This is a genomic window from Psychromonas sp. SR45-3 (assembly GCF_014163575.1).
GTDB lineage: Bacteria > Pseudomonadota > Gammaproteobacteria > Enterobacterales > Psychromonadaceae > Psychromonas > Psychromonas arctica.
In genome coordinates this window covers 13,070-36,866 of sequence record NZ_JACJDP010000042.1, presented here as the reverse complement: position 1 = coordinate 36,866, position 23,797 = coordinate 13,070, and the positions used below count along the sequence as shown (strand labels likewise).

The window sequence follows — 23,797 nt, the reverse complement described above, 5'->3', positions numbered from 1 at the left end:
GGTGAAATAGGTGAAATAGGTGAAATAGGTGAAATAGGTGAAACAGGTCAAATAGCGTGTATAAGCTACATCAAGCGCCATTAACAATTATTTTTATAAAATTAATGAGTTCACTTGGACTAATCACCAATTTTATTGGAGTCAGCGGAGAGTAGATTAAAATTTTTGCTCAAATAATCATTAACTTGCATATTTTCTATTGGTTTAGAGTATTTATAGCCTTGCACATAATGCACACCAAGTTTCAATAAAGCATCGGCTTGCGCGTCGGTTTCAACACCTTCTGCGACGACTGAGAATCCTAACGTGGCAGCAATATGTATCACGGCAGAAATAATTGCCCCACCATGACGATCTATGTTATCCACGAATGATTTATCTATTTTAACCATATTAACGGCTAAGTTTTGCATCATGGAAAGTGAAGAATATCCGGTGCCAAAATCATCAATCGAGACTTTAATTCCCATTGTTTGAAGCTGCTTAATCTGATTCTCTATAAAGACAATATCAGACGCAAAAACAGACTCAGTAATTTCTATATATAATAGCTCTGGCGCTAATTTACTGGCATCCAATGCATTCTTAACAATACTTATAAACCCAGCATCTTGGAGCTGGATCACCGAGACATTTACACAGACGGCAAGAGATTGCTCGAACTTCCATTGTGTTGCTTGTAAACAAGCGGTTTGTAATACCCACGCCCCAACATCATGAATCAGCCCATATTGTTCAGCAATACCAATAAAATGATCAGGCGGGATATTTTCCCCATCAATTTGCCACCTTAATAGCGCTTCAAAAGCGACCACGTTAAGCCCTTGCACCGACATAATAGGCTGATAGACTAAGCGAAGTTGCTGCATTTCAATTGCTTTTGTCAATCCATTTTTTAAATGTAACTCATAGGAATAAAGTTTTTCCATTTGCTCTGAAAAAATCCCCGCTGTCGATCGCATCTGCTTTTTTTGATAATACATGGCCATATCAGCAAATTGAATAAGACGTTCCTCTGTATTGGCTTGTTTTGGATATAGCGTAATACCAATGGTCGCTCCAACCGATAAAATACTATTTTCAATCGCAATTGGCTGAGACAAAACGTCTATCAGTTGCTTCGCTTTATTAACAATAAGTTCAGGATCATGCTCTTCAAATATAACTAAAAACTCATCTCCACCCCATCGACATAATAACGGGGAATTAAGCATAAATACTTTTAACCGCTCAGACGTTTTTCGTAATACTTCGTCTCCTGCCTTATGACCAATGCTATCATTTATTTTTTTAAAACCATCTAAATCAATAAAAAGTAGTGCAAAAGGCGAGCTGTTGGTTGTTGTCAATTGCTTTAGTTGTTCTAGGAAAGCAGTGCGATTAAATAAGTGAGTTAAAGGATCAAGGTTTGATAATTCATAAATTTTTTGAGTCCGCTGCTTCACTTTTTCTTCCATACGAAGAATTAGGTTGGCATTTTGATTTTTCAAAAAAAGTGTATGTCGCGTAAAGTCAGCAGATTTTCTAGCAATAATTGTGATCACCAGAGTAAAAGAGATCCCTAAAATCCCGAGTAGTTGGAAATTATATTTATCAGATAAAAGTAGCGCAATTGAGCCCGGTAATAACAATATAAAAGGATAAAAAATAACCGTAAATTTATGTGCAGTAAGTACAGCAACCGAGCCACCGGCCATAGAAGCAATCGCAATGATAGTTGTTGCTACTTCTATATCTTCATTCATGGTTGTACTATGCACTAAATAAATAGCCCATAAAACTGCCGTTATATTTGCCCCTGTGACAAAAAATAAAACTGATCTTTTACCATCAAACTCTGTACTTTGTAACTTTACTTTCCACCATGCTACATCGGCAAGCCTGACACAAAGTACAAAAGACATCACGCCCCACCAGCCTAGCGTGAAATGATCTACAGAAGGATAAGTAAATGCAAATACTAAAAAGGTAGACGTAATAAAGGTAATAAACAGCCCAGCGAATGCATTGCCATATAATAATATAGCGGCGTCGCGGTCCATATCTTTATCAAATTTTGTCGTAGTGCTGGTCACAAAGAAGGCTCGATATTATCTAAAGTATTAATTATTGAATTCAAGTAAGAATATATCAATTTACACCATTATTGGTATTTTTTACTTCCGCTTATTCTCAAATACGTAACAGAAACCAATTGTTCGTTACTATTTTATGAATGAATACGTTTTTAAACACTAATTGCCATAATAGTCGCAACGATAATTGCTTGCCTATAAAAAGATAGAGTGGAAATGAGATGAACCTTAGGAGAGTGTGAACGCATGCTTATTATGCATACGTTCAACTATTTTTTCTTTTGTAGGTGATATTATTTACAACCGTTAGTACTCAGGATGCAAAAACCAGTAAGATTGATCGATTAATTAGCGGAGTTAGTATTAATATCTCACCTAGAAATTGACCTTGTATTAATAATTCCGTGGATTACATATTTAATACAAACTCATTGATCACTTTAGCAACACCATGTTGATCATTTGTCACGGTAATGTGGTCTGCCACTGCTTTAATATCATCGGTGGCATTTCCCATTGCCACACCTAACCCCGCATATTGGATCATATGAAAATCATTACCTGCGTCACCCATGCAAATAACCTGTTCGGCAGGAATTGATAAATGATCAGCTAAAGCTTTAACACCAATTCCTTTATTACTGTCTTTATTTAAAAACTCTAAGAAAAAAGGAGCACTTTGCACAATAGTAAACTGCTCATATAAAGCGGCGGGTAATTGCGCAATAGCAGCAGATAATTTGTGAGCATGATCGACTAACATCACTTTTAAAATCGCTTCGTCATCAGCTAACTCTTCAAAATCAATGAGTGTAATTGTATCGCCATTTATTACTGACTCGTGAGTTGTGTAATCATTGTGAGCAGGTGTGATTAGCCCTTTTTGATGTGAAAAAGCATGAATATTTATATCCAATTTTTTAGCAAGCTTAGCCAGTTGTTTAGCATTATGGCCTGTTAATATCTGGCTACGAATAATGGTTTCGCTTTTTACTTTTTGCACTACAGAAGCGTTATAACTTAATACATAGTCATCATCTGAGACCATATTTAACGCTTCCAGAGACTCTCTCATGCCACTCGTAGGACGACCTGACACTAGGACGACTCGTACTCCTTCTGCTCGAGCAGCGTCAATCGCAGCTTTATTTTCACTAGAAATTTGTTTATCGCTATTGAGTAAGGTGCCATCAAGATCTAAGGCGATTAATTTGTACATATTCACTCCGCTATATTCATACATTTTTATTTGAATAGTTTAATTAAAAGTATTGTTGTTAAAATAAAATACTGACGTTTATCGTCTTGTTGTCAAAAATAATTGTTAAAAACAATTATTGATTCTGTATCCAAGCTAAAACATCAGCAAAACAATAACGCTCTAAGGCTGCAAATCCAGAGAGCTGACGTGCTTTGATACGTGTAAAAATTGGTGTTGTCAGACCACAAAAAAAGCGAGCCTGTAATACCTTGCTATTATGTTCGCCTAATTTACCTGCAATTTCAGCACTCAACTTAGCAGCATTATATTGTTGTAATGGCGTTAAAGCCTCAACAACGGGCATTATTGCAGGATGCCCATCACACACAGAGCAATGCCCGCAGGGCTTTTGTAGGTTGCTGTCAGAAAAATACGTCGCAAGTTGTAAGTTTAAACATTGGTCACTGGCGAAAAAAGCCAACAGGTGATGGATACGTTGAATTTCACTGTTCTCTTTTTGTAAAAAACGTTCTGTTAATTCATCTCGTAAATACTCACTTATTTGTGTTTTATCGACTTTATACACTTGTGTCATTTGTTTTGTTTGTAACTCGATCAAACCTTGTTGATCTAAATAATCGATTGCCGTTAAGACTCTGCTTCTTTCACATTGATAGGTTTGCTGCATTTTTTCAAAGTTCAATGTGTGCCATGTACGTGCTTTATCCGAGGTCGCTAAAATAGTTTGTACAAACTGTGCTCGCTCCCCATTAAAGCGGTTAACTAGGTCAGCTTCAGGAACTAATAATTTATATTTATATTCTGCATAATAGCTATAGGCAGGTTCAATTACATGCTCTAGTTCTAAGTAAACGAGTAACGTCTTTAACGCTAATAAACGAATATTAGATTGTGTAGAAAGGCTGTTCATCACCACTTCCCACTGGCCCTGGGTTTGGCCTATTTCATTAATAATAAAATCAATCGCAGTGCCTTCGGGAGTATCTGCATAAACAAAGTTTTCTAATACATTGAGGTTATTTTTATTCGCTAACACTAAACATTCAGATCGTTGTCCATCTCTTCCTGCGCGACCAATTTCTTGAGCATAGTTTTCAATAGACTTGGGTAAGTCATAATGCACCACAAAACGTATATCACTTTTATCAATGCCCATTCCAAATGCTATCGTAGCAACAATAAGCGGTAATTTACCAGCCATAAACAGTTGCTGAATACCTTGTCTTTGTTCGTTGCCTAATCCGGCATGATAAGCGGTTGCAGCAATCCCCTGTTGGCTTAATGCTTGCGCTACCTGTTCTGCTGTTTTTTGTAAAGTCACATAGATAATGCCCGCGGTTTGTTGACGAGTACTTAACCAAGGTATTAATGTGGGTAATTTGTCCTCTTCATTAACACCAATTACATTCAAATCTAGGTTAGGACGGTATGAGCCTGTTAACGTGATATTAGTCAGCGCAATATCAAACTTTGCGGCCATATCTTCAATTACTTTGTGCGTTGCAGTAGCAGTTAACAGTAATACTTGTTGTATCGCAAATTCTTCTCGATAGCTGGCCAGTTTCAGATAATCAGGTCTAAAGTTATGTCCCCACTCACTAATACAATGCGCTTCATCGACCACCAATAACGAAATAGGCACTTTCTTTAAAAATGCCCTAAAACGCTCACTGTTCAGACGTTCAACGGAAATAAATAAAATATCAATCTCTCCGCTTGCGACATTTTTGTAGACCTGTGCAGATTCAGCTGGACTCTGCATTGATTGAATACTCGCCGCAGCGATCCCTTTACTGTGTAAAAAATCCAGTTGATCTTGTATCAATGCCAATAAAGGAGAAACCACTAACGTAAGATGAGGAAGATGTAATGCAGGCAATTGATAACATAACGATTTACCTGAACCAGTAGGGAAAATAGCAGCGGCACTGTGGCCATCTAATAACGCTTGTATGACAGGTTCTTGACCAGGTCTAAATTGACTAAATCCAAAATATTGTTGTAATGATGCATGCATAATAATGAGGCCTAAATAATATGAGAGCGTATGCTGGTAACCGATTAAGACTTATCGCGAGGTTATTTCCACGCCATATACTGAACTATCTAAATTTATAGTCAGAGCTATTTAGATAACTTTTTACAGCACTAAAGAAAGAACCAAATAAACAGCGAAATAAAGAAGCCATTAATTACGGTTAACTAAGCAAATACAGTATTGCACAATTAATTGATTCTATGATAAATCATACAACCTATCATTCCACTGCTTCTGATGTATTTTCATTGTGATCCAACACTTTCTGTAACAAAACCTCTAATTGCGATGTTTCATCTTCAGATAAACCTGCCAGTAACGATTGCCCTTGTAGGTGCAATGTTGGCATGATCGTTTCTACTAGTTTTTTGCCCTTATGATTCAACTGCACTAGCTTGCTACGTTTGTCTTGTGGATTTTCTAAACGCTCAATTAAACCAGCGTTTACCAAACGCACTAATACCTTAGTTAATCCCCCTGAACTATAGAACATACTGTGATAAAGCTCTGTTGGCGATAAACAGTGTGGTGCAGGGCTTCGTCTTAAGGCCGATAACACCCCAAAATCTGCTTGTTGTAGTTGAAACTTTTCGACACATTGTTCGATATCGTGGTTAAAAAGGTTATGAATACGTGCCACCTTTAATAAGGCAAATGACATCGTCTTAGCGCATTCTGGCCAGTTCTCTTTCATTCTTAACTCAATTTCTCGTACACTATTTTTCACCAGACTTCCTTTATGCAGACTATTCGCAAACTTGCGCCAATATATCTTGCTAGAAAGATATGATCCACTTATTATCTTCCTAGCAAGATAAAATAGAGGTCAAAATGATACAAACACAAAAAAGATCAGTCAGTATGGCATTAGTGGTGACATTGTCATCTATTTATGCCGTTTCTCCCTTTGCTATCGATAGCTACCTGCCTGCTCTGCCTATTATTGCTGAAGAAATGCAAGTTGACATTTCAATGCTCTCTGTGACCGTTAGTTTATACATTTTTGGCCTTGCAATAGGACAGCTCATTGGTGGTCCATTATCTGACCGACATGGCCGCTTACCTATCATGATCTTAGGGTTAGGTATATTTGCCTTGGCGAGTTTACTACTAACAACCAGTACGCATATTAGCGTGTTGTGGTTATGGCGAATATTACAATCAATAGGAGGAGGTATTGCTATTGTGGGTGTGCCCGCGACAATTCGAGATAACGCAGAGGGTAGAGAGGCAGCTAAACTATTTGCCTTAGTCTCATTAATTATGATGATCGCGCCTTCAATTGCACCGGCCATCGGAAATTTAATTTTATCATTACATCATTGGCATTGGGTTTTCTATTTTATGACGATTGTTTCTTGTTTTGCTATCTTGATGGCGATCAAGTTTGTACCCCATCAATCATTGAAACAGAAAAGAGAACTAGCGATCACTACCGAACGTAGAAAAGGTATACGTTTTATTGATGTGTTTAAACATAAACATGCCATGGGGTATATGATCGCACAAGGTTTTGCCTTTGCCGTTATGATGACTTTTGTGACCAATTCGGCAATGATTTACATGGGTGTATTTGAAGTAAGCAGTGATGTTTTTTCGATGTTATTTGCAGCCAATATTGCTGGGTTAATTGTGATTAACCGTTTAAATAACTATTTATTAAACCGTTTTGAACCCGCTTCATTATTACGTTGCTTTTTAACCATGCAAGTAACCGGCGGGGTTTTATTAGTTATCTCCAGTTTATTAGTAACAAAGAGTTTACCCTTTACAGCGATTGCTTTTATTATAACGATCAGTGCAAATGGCGGCGTTATGGCAAACTCTAATGCATGCTTTTTGAAACACTTTGGCAAGGATGCAGGCACTGCTTCGGCAGTATTAGGCGCCTTTCAATGTGCAATGGGCGCAATCATTAGTGCCTTTGCCGCTTTTGTGAGTATGGGGTATCTGCAACCCGTGGTAATGATTATGTTGATCTCTTCTTGTATTGCTTTGACTGCCGTCATCCGTAGTAACAAACAAGCACAAATAACAGATGCATCAACAATACAAGTATCCGATGTGAAATAACGTTAAGCTAAACGAGTGCCGTTTGCTATATCCAGATCCGGTGCTGCTAAAATAACCGCACCATCAGGCCGATGAAAACCAGTCACTAAACACTCAGACATAACCGGACCAATCTGTTTTGCAGGAAAGTTAGTCACTGCCATTACTTTTTTACCCAGTAATGTTTCTTTTGTGTATAACACTGTAATTTGTGCACTGGATTTTTTAACCCCCAGTGCTTCACCAAAATCGATATGTAAAATAAACGCAGGGTTTCTCGCCTTAGGGAAGTCTTCTACCTTAATGATGGTACCTACTCGTATTTCAACACGTTGAAACTCATCCCAGCCTAAATCATTCATATTTCATTCCTTTATTATTTAATTTTTTCTTAAAGCCAATTTCATTAAGTATACGATCCATTATTGGCAAGGAGAAATGCCATCAATGTAATGCAGATACTACGTAAAATGGTGGTTCCCTTTGCAAATATTTTACGCAGAAGTGCTCTGATTTAACCTACAAGAATGATCAGCTATTTCGAAGAATTGGGACATGTTTCATTACTAAGAAGCAAAGTAATCACTTTATGTCATTAAGTATATTTGATCGACCTTGTGTGCTCCGCTTTAGATGATTGAGTTACTAAAGTGACTTGATTAAAGCTATGTAATTAAGTCGAACTTATCAAATCTTACTTAGAAAGTGACCATAATAGATCTTTTCACCAACCAATGACTCTAATGCTTTGGTACTTGGAAAAGTGGGCCATTTTAACGCCGTAGATTTAACCGCTTGTTGATCAACCCAAGTGAGTTGCCAACAGATCTCATCTTCCACACCGGTTTTTTGCAGTATATCGTAAGAAGTGATCAGGGTTTCATTGGCATTAATTTCATTAAAAATTAACAGGCTCAATTCAATCACTTTGGGAATGTTTTGTTGTTCTACTTTAAAAATGGCAACTTCGTGACAAAGGCTCATGGGCTTCCTTTTATAGATAATAGGGATAAAATCAACGAATCGAGGGCAGTGTCATGATCGCAAAAAATATACTAGAAGCAATGACGTACTTACAGTAAAAGAGACATAAATCGGTATCAAGAAGTCCTTACTAAAAATTATCACACAAAGAAATCAATACTTTTTTTCCTCTGTTATTGCTCTTTTTTATCATATTCATCGGCGACAATTTTTTATTTAAACCTTCATAACCGAGTGTGATTTTTTTAACCGCAGCTTCATCTAAAGACTTGAACGCCATCGACCACTCAGGGAATGCTCTTTCTTCAATATGTCCTTCATAAAAAATATTTACACGAGTATGTCGTTGATCTTCACATATAGTTTGATACAAGGCTTTAACAGCGCTTTCATCGCCTTCCAATATTTGCATTATCTCTCGATCATGATAAATCATCATCCCGGTGATCCCCAGTTGCTGATTTTTAATTCGTGCCTTGAGCAAAATATCCATAAGTTCATCTTCTGATAAACACTGCGGGGCAACACTGGTATAAAGTAATTCAAACATACATATTAACCTATTGATAATAATTTAAAGGCGACGTAATTTAGAGGCGATACTAAAACACTTAATAGTCAGTAATTAATGCCGTTATTTTATTCATAAATCTCTAATGGCAACCCATCAGGGTCACTAAAAAAAGTATATTTTCTATTAGTAAACTCATCAACTCTGATAGGTTCAACCTCAATCCCCTCGGCTAATAGATATGCTTTAACCGATTCCACACAATCTACACTAAAGGCTATATGTCTAAGCCCTAATGCTTCAGGGTAACTTAGTCGCTCAGGAGCATTATTAAAAGAAAACAGTTCTATTTGCCCTCCATCAGGTAATTGAAGGTCAAGTTTATAAGAATCACGTTGCTCTCGGTAATTTTCTGCGATGATCTCTAGCTTTAAAATTGAAGTATAAAAATGCTTTGAGGCTGTATAATCCGAGCAAATAATAGCGGCGTGATGAATTGATTTAAGCATTGAAAGAAAACCCCATAAAGTTAATTTTTGCTAAGTGTCGTATTTCAATTGCACTTAGGTGTCGTCTGTTGAAATGACAACAATACTGGTAAACCCATCAAAAATAACCGTTTAAAAAGACAGCTTGATTAATGAACATATATTAAAGAAAGTTAGATTTACAATAAATTACAATGTCATTAGCCTAGTAAACTAAACTATCAAAGTAAGCAGGTTAAATAAATAACTCAACCTTTCTACAAAATCTGAATGCAGTCTCTTGAATCACATTAACATCTGTTCTTAAAGAAACAGTAAACAGACTGCGATAAAACCAACACCAGCGACCTAAAAGCTAAAAAAGCCAACATCAATCCATGCCTCGTGGATATATATTCAACATATCAATCATCGTATCTAATGAAACTCTTAATTCATCAAAACCTGCAGCAGGTGGCGGTGATAATAAACCACAATCATTAAGTGCCATAACCTGGTCGAACTTAAAATCATTGTGAGGATAATGATCTTCGAGACTGTCAACTAATAACGCTTTTTTCTCATCAAGTTTAACTTGTACTTGGTTTGCTAAAGCTTTGTCACCACCAACGCGCGCTAATACATCAGGGTCAATAATTTCAGTTTGTATATAGCGGTTAAAATTTTCTAAGCCTGTGCGAATTAGGGTTAATCTTTTTTTGTCATACTTAGGTGGAGGTGAGGCAATGTTACCTTCAACAAAATCAAGCCAACTTTGACAGATGAACATTTTATTAAGTAACTCTGTAGCGGTGGTTTGCTGCACATTAAACACAAGAAATAGCGATAATATAAATTTTTTCAAGGTAGCGATCCTTCTATTAAATCTCTAAGCCGAGATGATTTTTAAAAAATAATGATTGCTGATCATTGCATTTATATCAACAACACCATTATTTTCTATTCCATGTGCAAATAAAGGTAGCAAAAGTAACCACTTATTCAACCAACTCATAATGATTTAATGATATTTAGCACAACTTAATGATAGTTCTAATCGCAGAATGAGGATTACGGCGAGCCATAGTCGCCGTTTTAATGCAGGTTATCTTTTTGGGAGTTGTAATAAACGAAGGTTAAACTCGTTTATTACTGAGTAAAAAGATAGCTTTGTTGGGCCGTATAATAATCATTCTTAAAGGCTAAACTTCCCCACATCGCATTAGCGTGTGCACGAGTAATAATACTTTGTTGTACAGGATGCGCAGTAACTGACTCTAGGATAGGATCATAACGGTAAGAAGCAATCGCTTTACCTGGGCGAAAAACCACCACTTGATGATCTTCTGTCATCCAAGCAAAGTCATTACCGCGCTGCATCATCGCACGTTGTTTTTCTACGGGAAGCACTTTAGTTAAATCATGCCCAATAATTGGGTTCTGGCTATTAATTCCCGCTAATGATAACAAGGTAGGAACCAAATCAAGTTGGCTCACTAAACGACTATCCGCACGATGTTCGATACCACCACCAAATATAACCGCAGGGATTTTAAAATGGCCAATAGGAACGGTTAAAGCGCCACCCGCACTAGCGTCGTGGTCAGCCACCACCACAAATACTGTGTCATCCCAGTACGCTGACTTTTTAGCTTTTGCAACAAACTGACCCAAGGAAAAATCCGCATATTTAACGGCATTTTCGACACTCTGTTTAGGTTCGTTATACAAGCTAATTTTGTCATCCGGATAGTCATAAGGCGTATGATTAGATGATGAAAAAACAAGGCTGAAAAAGGGTTTACCTTGCTCAGTCAACGCTGAAAACTGTTGATCTGCTTTCTCATATAAATCTTCATCACACGCTCCCCAAGAACCCACAAAAGCTGGAGACTTAAAAGTAGGAAAATCTTGCATATCAACGAACCCATTTCCTAGAAAAAAGCTTTTCATATTATCAAAATGGCTTTCACCGCCATAAATAAACTGCGTGTGATATTGCTGTTCTTTTAATAAATCAGCAATGCTAAAAAAGTTAGTTTGGCTTTTCCCTAGCTTAACGACAGAGCGAGCTGGTGTGGGGAGAACCCCGTCGTCACCGCTTCAATGCCACGTACTGAGCGAGTTCCAGTTGCGTAGAGACGTTCAAATCCCCACCCTTGTTGGTACAATTTATCTAAATTAGGTGATAAATCCTTACCACCAAGACTTTTTACATAACGTGCGCCATGGCTTTCTAATAATAAAATAACGATATTTTTGGGTTTACCTTGATAGGAAGCAACATGGTTCGCCAGCGTAGGTTTAACATCTTCAACAAAAGCAGAGGAATCAATATTCATTGAAGCTCTTACTTCCGAAATAATAGTGGCAGGATCCATTTTAGGATAAAAATCTTCGGCACTTTGCTCACTCGTCATTTGTTTAATAGCAAATATTAATGAATAAGCAGAATTCAAGGTTAAATCATTGATTAATGGGTCGCTCGAAAAGGCAACCATTGAAGGGTTTAATGGGCGATGTCCTAATGTTGAACGGCCACCCATCACACACATCGCTACCACAACAATGGCAATAACAGGTCGCCATTGCCAATTAGGATAAGTAAGCCCTTTTGTAACTGAAGCACTCAACTTCCAGCCTATTGTTAGTGCCAACACTGAGGCAAGTGATGCGATTAATAACTCAATTTTATAACCACCCCACAGCATCGAGAGTACTTCTTTGGGATAAATTAAATACTCAATAAACAACCTGTTGGGGCGTAAGTCATATTCAATAATAAAAGCTGGCGTGACCACTTCCATATAAACAATCAACCACAAACCAAAAATTATCCACCCTCTTAATAACCAAATACACACTTGACCCAATACATGTTTACCCGATAGCAAACTCATCAATAATGCAGGTAAAACAAGCAGGTAACTGATTGAAGCAATATCAATTCTAAGGCCACGACTAAAAATACGTAGCCATCCATCTGCCTCGCTCACTCTATCGAACTGCCAAATAGACAAACCTAAACGTGACACGGTAAAGATCAACAGTATGACTAAGCTGGTAATCAAAATGGGATAAATCGGACCTAATTTTGCTTTTAAACGTTGCATTTATTTCTCTTAATTATTATCAGTCGAATTGAAAAACACCGTTTTTTTTCAAAACGGTAGTTAACCTTAACTAACCGGCTTAATGATTTAAATCAATTCAGATAAAAAGTTTACTTCCTTTTAAAACAAAAGGTTGAAAGCTTAGCAGAAGAAAAATAAGATTTAAAAAAAGAGCTTAAGGATTGTGTAAAAGACGTAAAAAATGGCTTTAGCGACAAATGTATGGAAGCACAAAACCAAGCAATAACGGCCAGCAACAGCGCAACCAGAATCAATATTAAAAAATTGAGATAAATAATAAAATAGACAAGAGATGAGAGCGCTTGAAGTACATTCATTGACGCGAGCTTTAGAGTCATTGGATTGATTTTTTTCATTAACATATCTGCATAATTAAATAATGCAGATATCCTATCTTTTGAAACTTAAGGTTTGCTTTAGAAAAACTGAAAGTTCACTGAATACAGGTTAATAACACGCATTTACTACCATTCATTTATTAACATTGGTAATAGTGAAACACTGACAGCCTTTTTAGATATAAAAATGGTTGTTAATTTGGGTAAGGTTTACGTTAACCGTTATCTGTAACAGATATCTTTAAGTCATAAATTTTATGATAATAAAAACCCTGTTAAGCGTTGACTCAACATAGTTATTCACTAACACGGCTATTCATTAACAGGTATTAAGGTAGAATATACTTTTTTAGTCAATTTATAACGTTAAATTTTAGCAATTAACTCCGCTTTTAGTCATTCATCTTTTGTTAATAATTGATATTTTCCTACATAAAGCATTATCCCTTAAATATATTTGATGCTGTAAATCATCGAAAATGGCTCTATCCCTTCTTCTACAAAACGGATATATTCTGCCATCGTGACTGAGCACTTTTTATAAAAAAATTTACCAACACATCCGTTACTAGCCATTCTGGGAAGCCTTTTTCCGACCCGGAGAAGCCAACTACTTCACCGCCATTATTCAGTGAAAATAGAAAAATTTGCCCCCACCTTTCATTGTAAGTTTCTATATTTTAAAGCAAACACTTGTCAAATATTATTAACATCAATATCACAACTCTTGTTTGTTTAATCACCACATATTTAAGTTTTCAGTTATAGTCTTTTGCTTAGCGGACTATTTTAAATAGTTGTTAAAGCACTTATTTCACAACATAAATGACATTATTTAGCATCAAAAAATAATGGCTATTCGCTAAATTTTCAGTCTGATCAGCATTACCGCTATCAGTTTTTTTTGATAAGGGAAGTCATATGAAAATTTCAAAAATGGTTCTGGGTGTTTCATTAGCACTGGGTCTTTCAGTGGCAGCACAAGCTGCAGAAGTAGAAGTATTGCATTGGTGGACTTCTGGCGGTGAAGCTAAATCGATTGCAGAGCTAAAAACAATGTTAGAAGCCAAAGGCCATGTATGGAAAGATTTTGCGGTTGCTGGCGGTGGCGGTGAAAGTGCTATGACGGTGTTGAAGTCTCGTGTCGTTTCTGGTAATCCTCCTGTAGCTGCGCAAATCAAAGGCCCAAGCATTCAGGAATGGGGGGAAGAAGGCGTATTAGCTAATCTTGACGACCTTGCTAAAGCAGAAGGTTGGGATGAACTGTTACCTACTGTTGTTTCGAACACAATGAAATACAAAGGTGAATATGTAGCTGTTCCGGTTAATGTTCACCGTGTAAACTGGATGTGGACGAACCCTGAAGTATTTGAAAAAGCGGGTGCAACTGTGCCGACAACGTGGGATGAGTTCTTTATTGCTGCAGACAAAATTAAAGCAGCGGGCATGACGGCTGTTGCCCATGGCGGACAGCCTTGGCAAGACGCAACAACGTTTGAAACAGTGGTATTAGGTACCGCTGGTGCAGAATTTTATAACAAAGCATTCATTGATTTAGATCCTAAATCATTGAACAGCCCTACCATGATTAAGGCCTTGAAGGTTTTCCATAAAATCAAAGGCTACACAGATGCAGGTTCACCGGGACGTGATTGGAATCTAGCGACAGCCATGATTATTAATGGCGAAGCAGGTATGCAATTCATGGGAGATTGGGCAAAAGGTGAATTCACTGCTGCTGGTAAAATGCCGGGTAAAGATTACCTATGCGTAGCTGCACCAGGTACAACCAACGATTACACCTTTAATATCGACAGTTTTGTGATGTTTGAAGTGGATGACAAAGAACTACAAAAAGGCCAAAACGATTTAGCGAGTACTATACTAAGTCCAGCTTTCCAGGAGATATTCAACCTCAACAAAGGCTCAATTCCTGCTCGTTTGAACCTACCTATGGATAAGTTTGATGACTGTGCAAAAATATCAGCAAAAGACTTTGTAAGAACGGCTAAAGCAAACACCTTACTACCTAGTATGGCGCACGGTATGTCTACCTTCTCTTCTACTCAAGGTGCTATCTTCGACACCATTACTGAGTTTTACAACTCAGATTCAATAACGGCAGAAGCCGCAGCTGCAAAACTAGTAAAAGCAGTCGCAGCCGCTCAATAAAGTCTAATCCTTTAATTCATCCGGTTATCAGCTATTTCTAGTTGATACCCGGCTTTCATTTTAGCTATCTCATTTAGCTATTTAAGAGGATCCATCTTCTTATGAATAAATCCAGCGCTCCCCGTCAATCGCTAGGGGAATTATTACCAAAACTAGTCGTAGCGCCAACCTTTGTTGTGGCAGTGATTTTTATCTACGGCTTTATGTTAATGAATGCTTGGTTATCCTTTAGCTCCTCTCGTATGTTACCAAAGTATGATTGGGCCGGGTTCATCCAATATGAAAAGTTGTTTGCCAATGATCGTTGGTGGGTAGCCGCTGAAAACCTTTTTATATTCGGCGTTTTATTCATTTTAATTTGTTTATTACTTGGGTTATTTATGGCGATTTTTCTTGATCAGAAAATTCGTGCTGAAGGCGCTATTCGCACCATCTATTTATACCCGATGGCACTCTCTTTTATTGTGACAGGTACGGCCTGGAAGTGGATATTGAATCCTGAACTGGGGATCCAACGGCTAGTACGCGAAATGGGGTTTGAATCATTCACTTTTGATTGGTTAGTGAACACGGATATGGCGATTTATACCGTCGTTATCGCAGGTGTCTGGCAATCATCTGGTTTCGTTATGGCACTATGCCTTGCAGGTTTACGAGGCGTTGATGACAATATAATCAAAGCAGCTAAGGTTGATGGTGCTTCAATGCCACTTATCTACCGGAAAATAATTATTCCAGGGTTACGCCCCGTATTTTTCAGTGCATTTATAATACTGACCCATATTGCGATTAAGAGCTTCGACCTAATTATTGCTTTAACGGGTGGTGGGCCTGGATTCGCGACCGATGTTCCCGCTACCTTTATGTATACCTTTTCCTTTACTCGCGGACAAATTGGATTGGGTTCAGCAGCTTCGATGATGATGTTAATGGCGGTTATTGCCATTATCGTCCCGTATCTATATTCGGAGCTAAGGGAGAAAAATAATGAACATTAAAAGAGTTTTGATTTATAGCATTCTAGGCTTTGCTGCCCTTATATATTTATTGCCTCTCGTGGTTATGGTGATCACTTCGCTCAAAGACTTGGATGAAATCCGTTCAGGCACCTTATTATCAATGCCACAGGCATTGAACTTTGATTCGTGGGATAAAGCATGGGGGTCAGCCTGTACAGGAGTAAGTTGCGAGGGGCTCAAAGGCTACTTCTGGAACTCAGTATTGATCGTAGTACCTGCCGTCATCATCTCTACTGTAATAGGTGCATTAAATGGCTATGTACTAACCAAATGGAAGTTTCGTGGTAGCACTCTATTTTTTGGGATGTTGCTGATTGGTACGATGATCCCATTTCAGGTTGTCCTATTGCCAATGGCGCGCATGCTAGGTTTTCTTGGCCTTGCAGGAACCACCTCTGGCTTGATCATGGTACACATCATTTATGGCCTGGCATTTACTACATTATTTTTCCGTAATTATTACATCAGCATTCCTTCAGAATTAGTGAATGCCGCACGTATTGACGGTGCTGGATTTTGGATGATTTTCCACCGTATTATTCTACCTCTTTCAATACCCATCATTGTTGTATCGGTGATTTGGCAGTTTACACAAATATGGAATGACTTCTTATTTGGCGTCGTTTATTCATCAGGAGATTCGCAGCCCATTACAGTTGCACTGAATAATCTGGTTAATACGAGTACAGGTGTCAAAGAGTATAACGTAGATATGGCTGCTGCCATTATTGCTGCGCTACCTACCTTGTTCGTCTATATCGTTGCCGGCAAGTATTTCGTTAAAGGACTCACAGCAGGCGCTGTTAAAGGTTAAAGGACATTATATGCACGCTTTAAAAATACAGAATATTGAAAAAATCTATGGAAAAGTCAAGGTGCTCAAGGGGATTGATTTAGAGATACAACCGGGTCAATTTTTGATTTTAGTGGGTCCATCTGGTTGCGGTAAATCCACCCTGCTTAATATGATTGCCGGTTTAGAACCTGTTAGTAATGGCAATATTTTTATTGGAGATAGAGATGTCACGCATTTAGATCCGAAAGACCGCGATATTGCGATGGTATTTCAATCCTATGCGCTCTACCCAAATATGACCGTTCGCCAGAATATTGAATTTGGTTTAACCATTCGTAAAACGGAAAAATCGGAACAAAAAAAGATTGTAGAAAAAGTGTCAAAGTTATTGCAAATAGAACCCTTACTGGACAGAAAACCCAAGCAACTTTCTGGTGGTCAACGGCAACGTGTTGCAATGGGCAGAGCGTTAGCCCGCGACCCTTCGATTTTCTTATTTGATGAACCTCTATCAAACCTTGATGCTAAGTTACGGGTTGAAATGCGAGGTGAAATCAAAGAATTACATCAGCGAGAAGGAACCACCATTGTTTATGTTACTCATGACCAAATTGAAGCCATGACTTTAGGTGATGTTATCGCAGTGATGAAAGATGGCGAAATACAACAATTTGGACCACCACAAGACATTTATGACAATCCACGTAATCAATTTATTGCCAGTTTCATGGGAAGCCCTTCAATGAATTTTATTCCTTGTCAGGCTGAGAAAGTGAATGGTGTTATACAGATAAGCCTTGAAAGTGGCAATGAGAAAGTGAAGGTGCCAATTAAACAGAATATTAAAGGATTAGAAGCATACGCTGACAAATCTATTATATTGGGTATTCGACCAGAGCAAATTACTCAGCAAGGTGAAGACAAACCCGATAGTGCCAAGTTGAATTGTGATGTCGAGCTCATCGAACCAACAGGCCCAGATACCTTGGTAACAGTGAGAATCAATGGTGTGAAAACGGTTTGTCGTATCCATCCAACTGCTGAAAGTAAAGTCGATAAATTAATGCCATTATTGCTGGATATGTCAAAGGTAGTGTTTTTTGACCCCGATACTCAGGAACGTGTTTATTAATATTAATTGGGTTGGACAATAGAAATCACCCACAGAATTATTGACAGGATCCCAACAGATTAACCCCGTTAATCTGTTGGGATAATACTTATGTTACTTCAATACGCTTTATCAAGCCCTAACTCGGATGCCAGATCGAAGAGTAATGATGAGTTGTCAAAGTTTATGAGTATCCACTACTTTCTCGCTTGCTACTTTCTGTCCACTACTTTTCTATCAGGTCAAATGAGTCGTCTATTATTGGTCTCGATACTCCATCATATAAGGACAATAGGTTTATCCATCAATATAAAGTAACTAGATAAAGCAACTAACCGCGACTCAGGATCCGCATTTAAAACGTTATTAATATGCCCGCAACGCGAGCAATATTTTTATTGCTAATAATTAATTCTTTAACTTGTAAGCAACAACATAGTCACCGATAGTGGTACCGATAGAGCCATGCCCGCCTGCAACTTGAACAACCATTTGCTCACCGTTACTATTTAAATAAGTCATAGGTGTTGCTTGTCCACCAGCGGGCAAACGGCCTTTCCATAATTCATGACCATTAGACATATCATAAGCACGTAAATAGTTATCAACTGATGCAGCCATAAAAACAACACCACCGTCAGTAATGATAGGCCCACCTATTCCAGGCACCCCCATTTCGATTGGCAATTTTAATGGCGTCATATCTTCAATGGTGCCATTTTGATGTTTCCATGCGGTTTTTCCAGTTTTAAGATCTACACCAGCCACATATCCCCAAGGAGGCTGTTGACAAGGAATACCGAGCGGTGAAAGGAAAGGTTTTAACTCGACAGCATAATCTGCACCATCATTTGAATTTACACCTTGTTCACCTTTATTAGCTGACGTTAAATCTAATCCATCTTTTGGGACTAACGTAGATACAAATGCTAAATACAAAGGCATTCCAAATAATTGTTGTCGTTTCGGGTCGACGGCAATACTCCCCCAGTTAAACACACCAAAATTACCAGGATAAATGAGTGAACCTTGTTCAGATGGTGGCGTATATCGCCCTTCATAACGCAACTGTTTAAATTGAATACGACACATTAATTGATCTATGGGTGTCGCTCCCCACATCTCATTCTCTTTTAATGGTTCTGGTTTAAACGATAATGCTGAAGTGGGTTGAGTTGCAGCAGTATAATCACCGGGAATAGCCCCTTGAGGTGCAGGTTCTTCAGTAATTGGAAAAATAGGATCTCCAGTCGCTCTATTTAATACATATATATCACCTTGTTTAGTGGGTACGACTAGCGCAGGTTGAGTACCCGACGCTGTTTCTAAATCCAACAACGAAGGTTGTGCTGGCGTATCCATATCCCATAGATCATGGTGTACAAATTGTTGCACCCAAGCAACCTTACCTGTTGATAGGTCTAAAGCAACCACTGATGTTGCATACTTTTCCTCTGCTGGACTTCGATAAATACCCAGTTGATCAGGTGTGCGGTTGCCCATTGGAAAATAAACTAAACCCAACTTTTCATCCGCGCTCGCTACAGACCAACTGTTAGGAGAGCTAGTCGCATAAACTTCACCTTCACCAATTGGCAATGTTTCATCTGGGTGCCCAGAATCCCAATTCCATTTTAATTCACCTGTTTTAACATCGTAAGTACGTATTACACCCGATGGTGAATTGATGTCGTAATTATCATTAACAGAACCTGATACGATAACTAATCCGCCAGCTATCAAAGGTGGTGACGTAGAATAATAGTACCCAGATTGTGTAAACGGCATATTGTGCATTAAATCTAATTCACCTTGATTGGCAAAATTAGCACAGCGAGCACCCGTTGTTGGGTCAATAGCAACAAGACGCGCGTCAGAAGTAGGTAAAAATAGTTGGGCATCACATAATATCGGGCTTAACGTTTCTGCAGATAAAGTCGATTGTTGAACATTATTGGGTAAATTTTTATCAGCAGGAGGTAAATATGCAACTCCACGACATGTTTGATGTTGGCGCTGACTGTCTTCAGGTACTTTCGCATCATAAACCCATTGTTCTTCGCCAGTATCTGCATTTAAAGCGATAACCCAGTTGTGCGGAGTACAAACGTAAAGCGAATTACCCACTTTGATAGGCGTATCTTCATAAGTGGTTTCACCTACATCATTGGGCCCTTTCAAATCTCCAGTTTGATATTGCCATGCCAACTCAAGCTGATCTGCATTATCTGGAGTGATTTGATTTAATGGAGAGAATCTTTGTCCTAAATTACTGCGACCATAAGCCTCCCAATCATCTGGATTAACGCCGCCTAAATCAGCATTAGCAATACTAATTTCTCGCGATAATTGACCTTCAAGTGTACTTGGGTTGGACATTAGAATAGGAGAGACAGTGACGACTGCGGTAGCTAACCAAACTGGCAATAAAATCAACCAGCCACGACGTTGACGATATTTCAACATAGCGCACCATATTAATGGTATCGCTAAGACTAAGAAAAGCCCCATTCGTGTTGCCAATGGCCACCAATTCATCCCCGTTTCATTAACTGACCATATTAACGTCCCACACAATAGTAATGCATAGATAAAGTTGGCCAATACATTTCTATTGCGTAACAGTAATGATACAGCGATGAGCATTAGCCCCGCGATACAATAATAAAAACTACCATGTAGTAAAATTAACCAACTGCCGCCAACAAATAAAGCTATTCCAATAATGAAAAATAGTCCCGCTAATATGATCATATGATATTCCCTTCCCCTGATTAATATTTTGTATTCTGATCGCTTATTTTTATCTTAGTATGCTCAATATTCATCATTTCACTTTTTGAAAGACGACAACAATATGGTTACTTTCGAAACAATGACCACTCCATGATAGAAAGAAGCGGTACTATTGATGCTTAATGTTTATGTTTCGATGAAGTTATCGTCATACATCAATTGATAAATATGAACTAGAAATTGAATCCATTTTTACTTCCTTGCGATAACCCAAATTGCATGAATGATCCCCGGAATATAACCGAGAAGCGTTAGAACAATATTCAAGACGAATGTCCATGAGAATCCGACTTGTAAAAAAACACCTAGTGGCGGCAATAAAACAGCAAAGATGATTCGAATGATATCCATTGGTTAATCCTTAAAATTAAATGAGTCTTTGGAAGCGGCTATTTCAACAACCTAGTACCAACTTTCCACTGTTAAAATATTCGTGTAACAATTAAAAAAAATCGTATAACAATTAAGGGTGGAGCAAATAGCATGCCACGGATTTACAGAGCAAAAATAGGCGGCATTTTTATGGGAGGAATAGACATAACATTGCGTCAGTAAAGAGCTTTAATAAACAAATTGAAAGATACTATTTCCATTTAAAATAGAAAACAAATCAGTCTAGAGCTAGCGTTTATAGGGGATTTTCACTATATCAAGATGATTAAAGGCTATCATTAGCTCCTCAATAACTTAATACCTTTATTCGTATTTAGATCATTATTTTAAAAACTCAATAGAGCTATTTATTGACTGAAATACAAATTTTTCAAGCTCGGTAAAAGTAACCACACCATGAAAATATTACATTTATAAATAAAAATATTACATTATTCATTCCAATGTATTAATTTTTCTGTAAGCCCTAAATCCCCTCCAACCCTCTGTTTTAAATGATATCAACCAACTTTTTACAACATGGTATTGGTATTGCAAAGCCAAAGTAACTAAATAGCCAGAATAGACCCTACAAATAACAACAACTGGCTAATAGTTATTAATTTATTTGAATAGGAGACAGCATGAATAACAACAATTCACTTAAAAACAATTCACTTAAAAACAAAAGAATAGCCATGATTGCAACCGATGGTTTTGAACAAAGCGAACTACTTCAACCTAAACAAAATTTAACGGCACTTGGTGCAGAAATAGATGTTGTATCAATCGATAACAATCAAGAAATTTGTGGTTGGGATGTCAATAAGTGGGGCGATAAAGTTAAAGTCGATAAACAAATTGGCGACATAACCCTTTCAGATTATGACGGTATTATTTTCCCTGGTGGTCAAATCAACCCTGACGTATTACGCACTAATAAAGAAGTGGTGTCGTTGATTCAAAAAGCAACAAAACAAGACAACATAAAAGTAATCGCTGCTATTTGCCATGGACCTTGGTTATTAGTGGAAGCTGACATCGTAAAAAATAAAAAGGTCACTTCTTTTCCAAGTATCAGAACAGATTTAAAAAATGCAGGAGCACACTGGGAAGATAAAAAAGTAGTCGTAGATGGAAAATTAATTACTAGCCGTAACCCTGATGACATTCCTGCTTTTGTCGATGCGATTGCATACCAATTGACACATTAAATTGTTTACGTAAAAGATAAATAGAGGATAAAACATGAATAATCAAAAAATAATAGTCATAACAGGTGCTTCAAGTGGCATAGGCGCAGCGACGGTTGATAAAGTCATCGAAGCTGGACACAAAGCAGTGATCACCGCAAGAAGCACTGAAAAGCTTAACAAAATAGTACAACGTTGGGGAGAAGATAAAGTATTAGCTGTCACAGCAGATGTCTCTAACTTGGATGAAATTAGTAACGTCATCAATAAAGCCAAAGAGAAGTTTGGCAGAATAGACGTTGTATTTGCCAATGCCGGCATGGGTGCAAGTACACCAGGTATTGAAAATGGCAATCCAGATGAATGGAAAACGATGTTAGATGTCAATATAAACGCTTTACTGTATACCGCTAAAGCAAGCCTTCCTGCACTAAAAGAAACTCAAGGACACTTTATCGTCACTAGCTCCATCGCAGGGAAAATTTCACTTAAAGGTTCAGTGTACGGCGCTTCAAAATGGTTTGCTTATGGTTTTGCGCAAAATTTAGCTATTGAGATGGCAGAATGGAAAGGTCGCTGTACCACCATTTGTCCAGGTATGGTCAACACCCCTTTCTTTGATGAAGCTAAGCCCGACAAGTTAGATCCTACAGATGTTGCAGAAGCTGTTGTTTTTGCCATTTCTGCCAACCCTCGTTGTGATATTCGAGAAATAACACTCATGCCAACAAACTAATTTACGTTATTAATTTGAATTATGAATTAACATTTCGAATTAACGTTTCGGATTTACTTTACGAATTAGATAGTTAGACCTAATTAATTCACTCAATAGGTCTATCAAATCAACATTAAAAACTGAGTAAAATTTTAAAGGACACAACTTAATGAATAACTTTAATAACGTGCACGATTTCTTAAAACAAAATCAAAAGTTGCACTCACGTATTGCAGAATTTTATCAATCATTATCAATGGTGGCTGAAAATCAACGAACAAAGTTATTATTGGATATTCTGATAAAACATGAACTTGAATTGCTCGACTTTGTCAGTGCCTACCTTGATAAAGCATCGAATAAAACTCGAGAAGCATTTATTCAATTTGATCCGGAGCAAAATATTGATTCTTTATTTTCAACTGATTTTAATCATTCGCAAGTGACGAGCGAACAAGTTGAAGCATTAGCAGATCGTTTTAACCAATATTTAACGAGTATTTATCAAGGTATTTCTAAATCAAATGAATCCCAAGAAGTAGAAATATTATTTGATAATCTTCACCAACACACAGAGCAACTAAAGAAACAACTCACCATCGATATCAATGAAATGAATGATATTTAATAGATGCTTATAGGCAAAAACAGTTCAGTTTTTGCTTATTTAATCAAGGCTATGTAAACCATTAATCACCTTTAGTAATAATGACAAAAAGTTTGTAAATTTTACGTGTCAGAACATCTAATTATAGATTAACAGTGATATTTACTACGTTTATATTTGGCATTGTTATTG

General features: G+C 37.6%; 19 protein-coding genes and 1 pseudogene. 8 read left to right on the top strand and 12 right to left on the bottom strand.

Features of this window, described 5'->3' with window-relative positions; all coding sequences use genetic code 11:
- Positions 1 to 119 precede the first annotated feature (119 nt).
- The 4 genes from H5084_RS16645 to H5084_RS16630 all read right to left on the bottom strand — a co-directional run bounded on the left by H5084_RS16645 (position 120) and on the right by H5084_RS16630 (position 6,062).
- The gene (locus tag H5084_RS16645; protein ID WP_310735768.1) at positions 120 to 2,075 is read right to left on the bottom strand and encodes an EAL domain-containing protein; all 1,956 of its coding nucleotides are present in this window, start codon (positions 2,073 to 2,075) and stop codon (positions 120 to 122) included.
- Between the two features lie 409 nt (positions 2,076 to 2,484).
- Complete coding sequence (locus H5084_RS16640) at positions 2,485 to 3,294, bottom strand: Cof-type HAD-IIB family hydrolase (protein ID WP_182691648.1); 810 nt, start codon at positions 3,292 to 3,294, stop codon at positions 2,485 to 2,487.
- Positions 3,295 to 3,409: 115 nt separating this feature from the next.
- Entirely contained in the window at positions 3,410 to 5,314 is a 1,905-nt protein-coding gene (locus tag H5084_RS16635) for an ATP-dependent DNA helicase RecQ (protein WP_182691646.1), read from the bottom strand.
- A gap of 241 nt (positions 5,315 to 5,555) precedes the next feature.
- A complete protein-coding gene (locus tag H5084_RS16630) occupies positions 5,556 to 6,062 on the bottom strand; it encodes a MarR family transcriptional regulator (RefSeq protein WP_182691645.1) in 507 nt (168 codons plus the stop codon).
- Between the two features lie 104 nt (positions 6,063 to 6,166).
- Between H5084_RS16630 and H5084_RS16625 the strand changes: the two genes are divergently transcribed.
- Positions 6,167 to 7,408: a multidrug effflux MFS transporter gene (locus H5084_RS16625; RefSeq protein WP_182691643.1), complete on the top strand. Its 1,242-nt coding sequence runs from the start codon at positions 6,167 to 6,169 to the stop codon at positions 7,406 to 7,408.
- Between the two features lie 2 nt (positions 7,409 to 7,410).
- Here H5084_RS16625 and H5084_RS16620 read toward each other — a convergent pair whose 3' ends face one another.
- From H5084_RS16620 to H5084_RS16595, 6 genes and pseudogenes are all read right to left on the bottom strand, one after another.
- A complete protein-coding gene (locus H5084_RS16620; RefSeq protein WP_182691641.1) occupies positions 7,411 to 7,749 on the bottom strand; it encodes a tRNA-binding protein in 339 nt (112 codons plus the stop codon).
- 325 nt (positions 7,750 to 8,074) lie between these two features.
- Positions 8,075 to 8,371, bottom strand: a complete 297-nt coding sequence (locus H5084_RS16615) for a hypothetical protein (RefSeq protein ID WP_028867693.1) — start codon at positions 8,369 to 8,371, stop codon at positions 8,075 to 8,077.
- A 130-nt stretch (positions 8,372 to 8,501) separates the two neighbouring features.
- Positions 8,502 to 8,921, bottom strand: coding sequence for a BLUF domain-containing protein (locus H5084_RS16610; RefSeq protein WP_051368973.1), 420 nt, complete (start codon positions 8,919 to 8,921; stop codon positions 8,502 to 8,504).
- Positions 8,922 to 9,010: 89 nt separating this feature from the next.
- Positions 9,011 to 9,391 (bottom strand): VOC family protein, encoded by a 381-nt coding sequence (locus H5084_RS16605; RefSeq protein ID WP_028867692.1) that lies wholly within the window; start codon positions 9,389 to 9,391, stop codon positions 9,011 to 9,013.
- A 349-nt stretch (positions 9,392 to 9,740) separates the two neighbouring features.
- On the bottom strand, positions 9,741 to 10,214 hold the full coding sequence (locus tag H5084_RS16600) for a hypothetical protein (protein WP_028867691.1): 474 nt from the start codon (positions 10,212 to 10,214) through the stop codon (positions 9,741 to 9,743).
- Positions 10,215 to 10,498: 284 nt separating this feature from the next.
- A pseudogene (locus tag H5084_RS16595) lies at positions 10,499 to 12,462 on the bottom strand (LTA synthase family protein).
- Positions 12,463 to 13,742: 1,280 nt separating this feature from the next.
- Here H5084_RS16595 and H5084_RS16590 point away from each other — a divergent pair.
- The 4 genes from H5084_RS16590 (at position 13,743) to H5084_RS16575 (ending at position 17,940) form a co-directional block, all read left to right on the top strand.
- On the top strand, positions 13,743 to 14,993 hold the full coding sequence (locus tag H5084_RS16590; RefSeq protein WP_182691639.1) for an ABC transporter substrate-binding protein: 1,251 nt from the start codon (positions 13,743 to 13,745) through the stop codon (positions 14,991 to 14,993).
- A gap of 101 nt (positions 14,994 to 15,094) precedes the next feature.
- The gene (locus H5084_RS16585; protein WP_182691637.1) at positions 15,095 to 15,991 is read left to right on the top strand and encodes a carbohydrate ABC transporter permease; all 897 of its coding nucleotides are present in this window, start codon (positions 15,095 to 15,097) and stop codon (positions 15,989 to 15,991) included.
- Positions 15,981 to 16,826 carry a carbohydrate ABC transporter permease gene (locus H5084_RS16580; RefSeq protein ID WP_182691635.1) on the top strand — a complete coding sequence of 282 codons (846 nt, stop codon included), beginning with the start codon at positions 15,981 to 15,983 and terminating at the stop codon, positions 16,824 to 16,826. Before H5084_RS16585 ends, H5084_RS16580 begins: the two co-directional genes overlap by 11 nt.
- Before the next feature lie 10 nt (positions 16,827 to 16,836).
- Positions 16,837 to 17,940 carry an ABC transporter ATP-binding protein gene (locus tag H5084_RS16575; protein ID WP_182691633.1) on the top strand — a complete coding sequence of 368 codons (1,104 nt, stop codon included), beginning with the start codon at positions 16,837 to 16,839 and terminating at the stop codon, positions 17,938 to 17,940.
- A 387-nt stretch (positions 17,941 to 18,327) separates the two neighbouring features.
- Here the strand turns inward: H5084_RS16575 and H5084_RS16570 are convergent, their stop codons facing one another.
- Together H5084_RS16570 and H5084_RS16565 are read right to left on the bottom strand one after the other, a co-directional pair.
- A complete protein-coding gene (locus H5084_RS16570; RefSeq protein WP_182691631.1) occupies positions 18,328 to 20,673 on the bottom strand; it encodes a glucose/quinate/shikimate family membrane-bound PQQ-dependent dehydrogenase in 2,346 nt (781 codons plus the stop codon).
- Positions 20,674 to 20,907: 234 nt separating this feature from the next.
- On the bottom strand, positions 20,908 to 21,066 hold the full coding sequence (locus H5084_RS16565) for a YqaE/Pmp3 family membrane protein (RefSeq protein ID WP_182691629.1): 159 nt from the start codon (positions 21,064 to 21,066) through the stop codon (positions 20,908 to 20,910).
- Positions 21,067 to 21,731: 665 nt separating this feature from the next.
- Here H5084_RS16565 and H5084_RS16560 point away from each other — a divergent pair.
- From H5084_RS16560 to H5084_RS16550, 3 genes are all read left to right on the top strand, one after another.
- Entirely contained in the window at positions 21,732 to 22,301 is a 570-nt protein-coding gene (locus H5084_RS16560) for a DJ-1/PfpI/YhbO family deglycase/protease (RefSeq protein WP_028867684.1), read from the top strand.
- Between the two features lie 34 nt (positions 22,302 to 22,335).
- Positions 22,336 to 23,016, top strand: coding sequence for an SDR family oxidoreductase (locus H5084_RS16555; RefSeq protein ID WP_182691627.1), 681 nt, complete (start codon positions 22,336 to 22,338; stop codon positions 23,014 to 23,016).
- 151 nt (positions 23,017 to 23,167) lie between these two features.
- Positions 23,168 to 23,626, top strand: a complete 459-nt coding sequence (locus tag H5084_RS16550) for a hypothetical protein (protein WP_028867682.1) — start codon at positions 23,168 to 23,170, stop codon at positions 23,624 to 23,626.
- Positions 23,627 to 23,797: the final 171 nt, after the last annotated feature.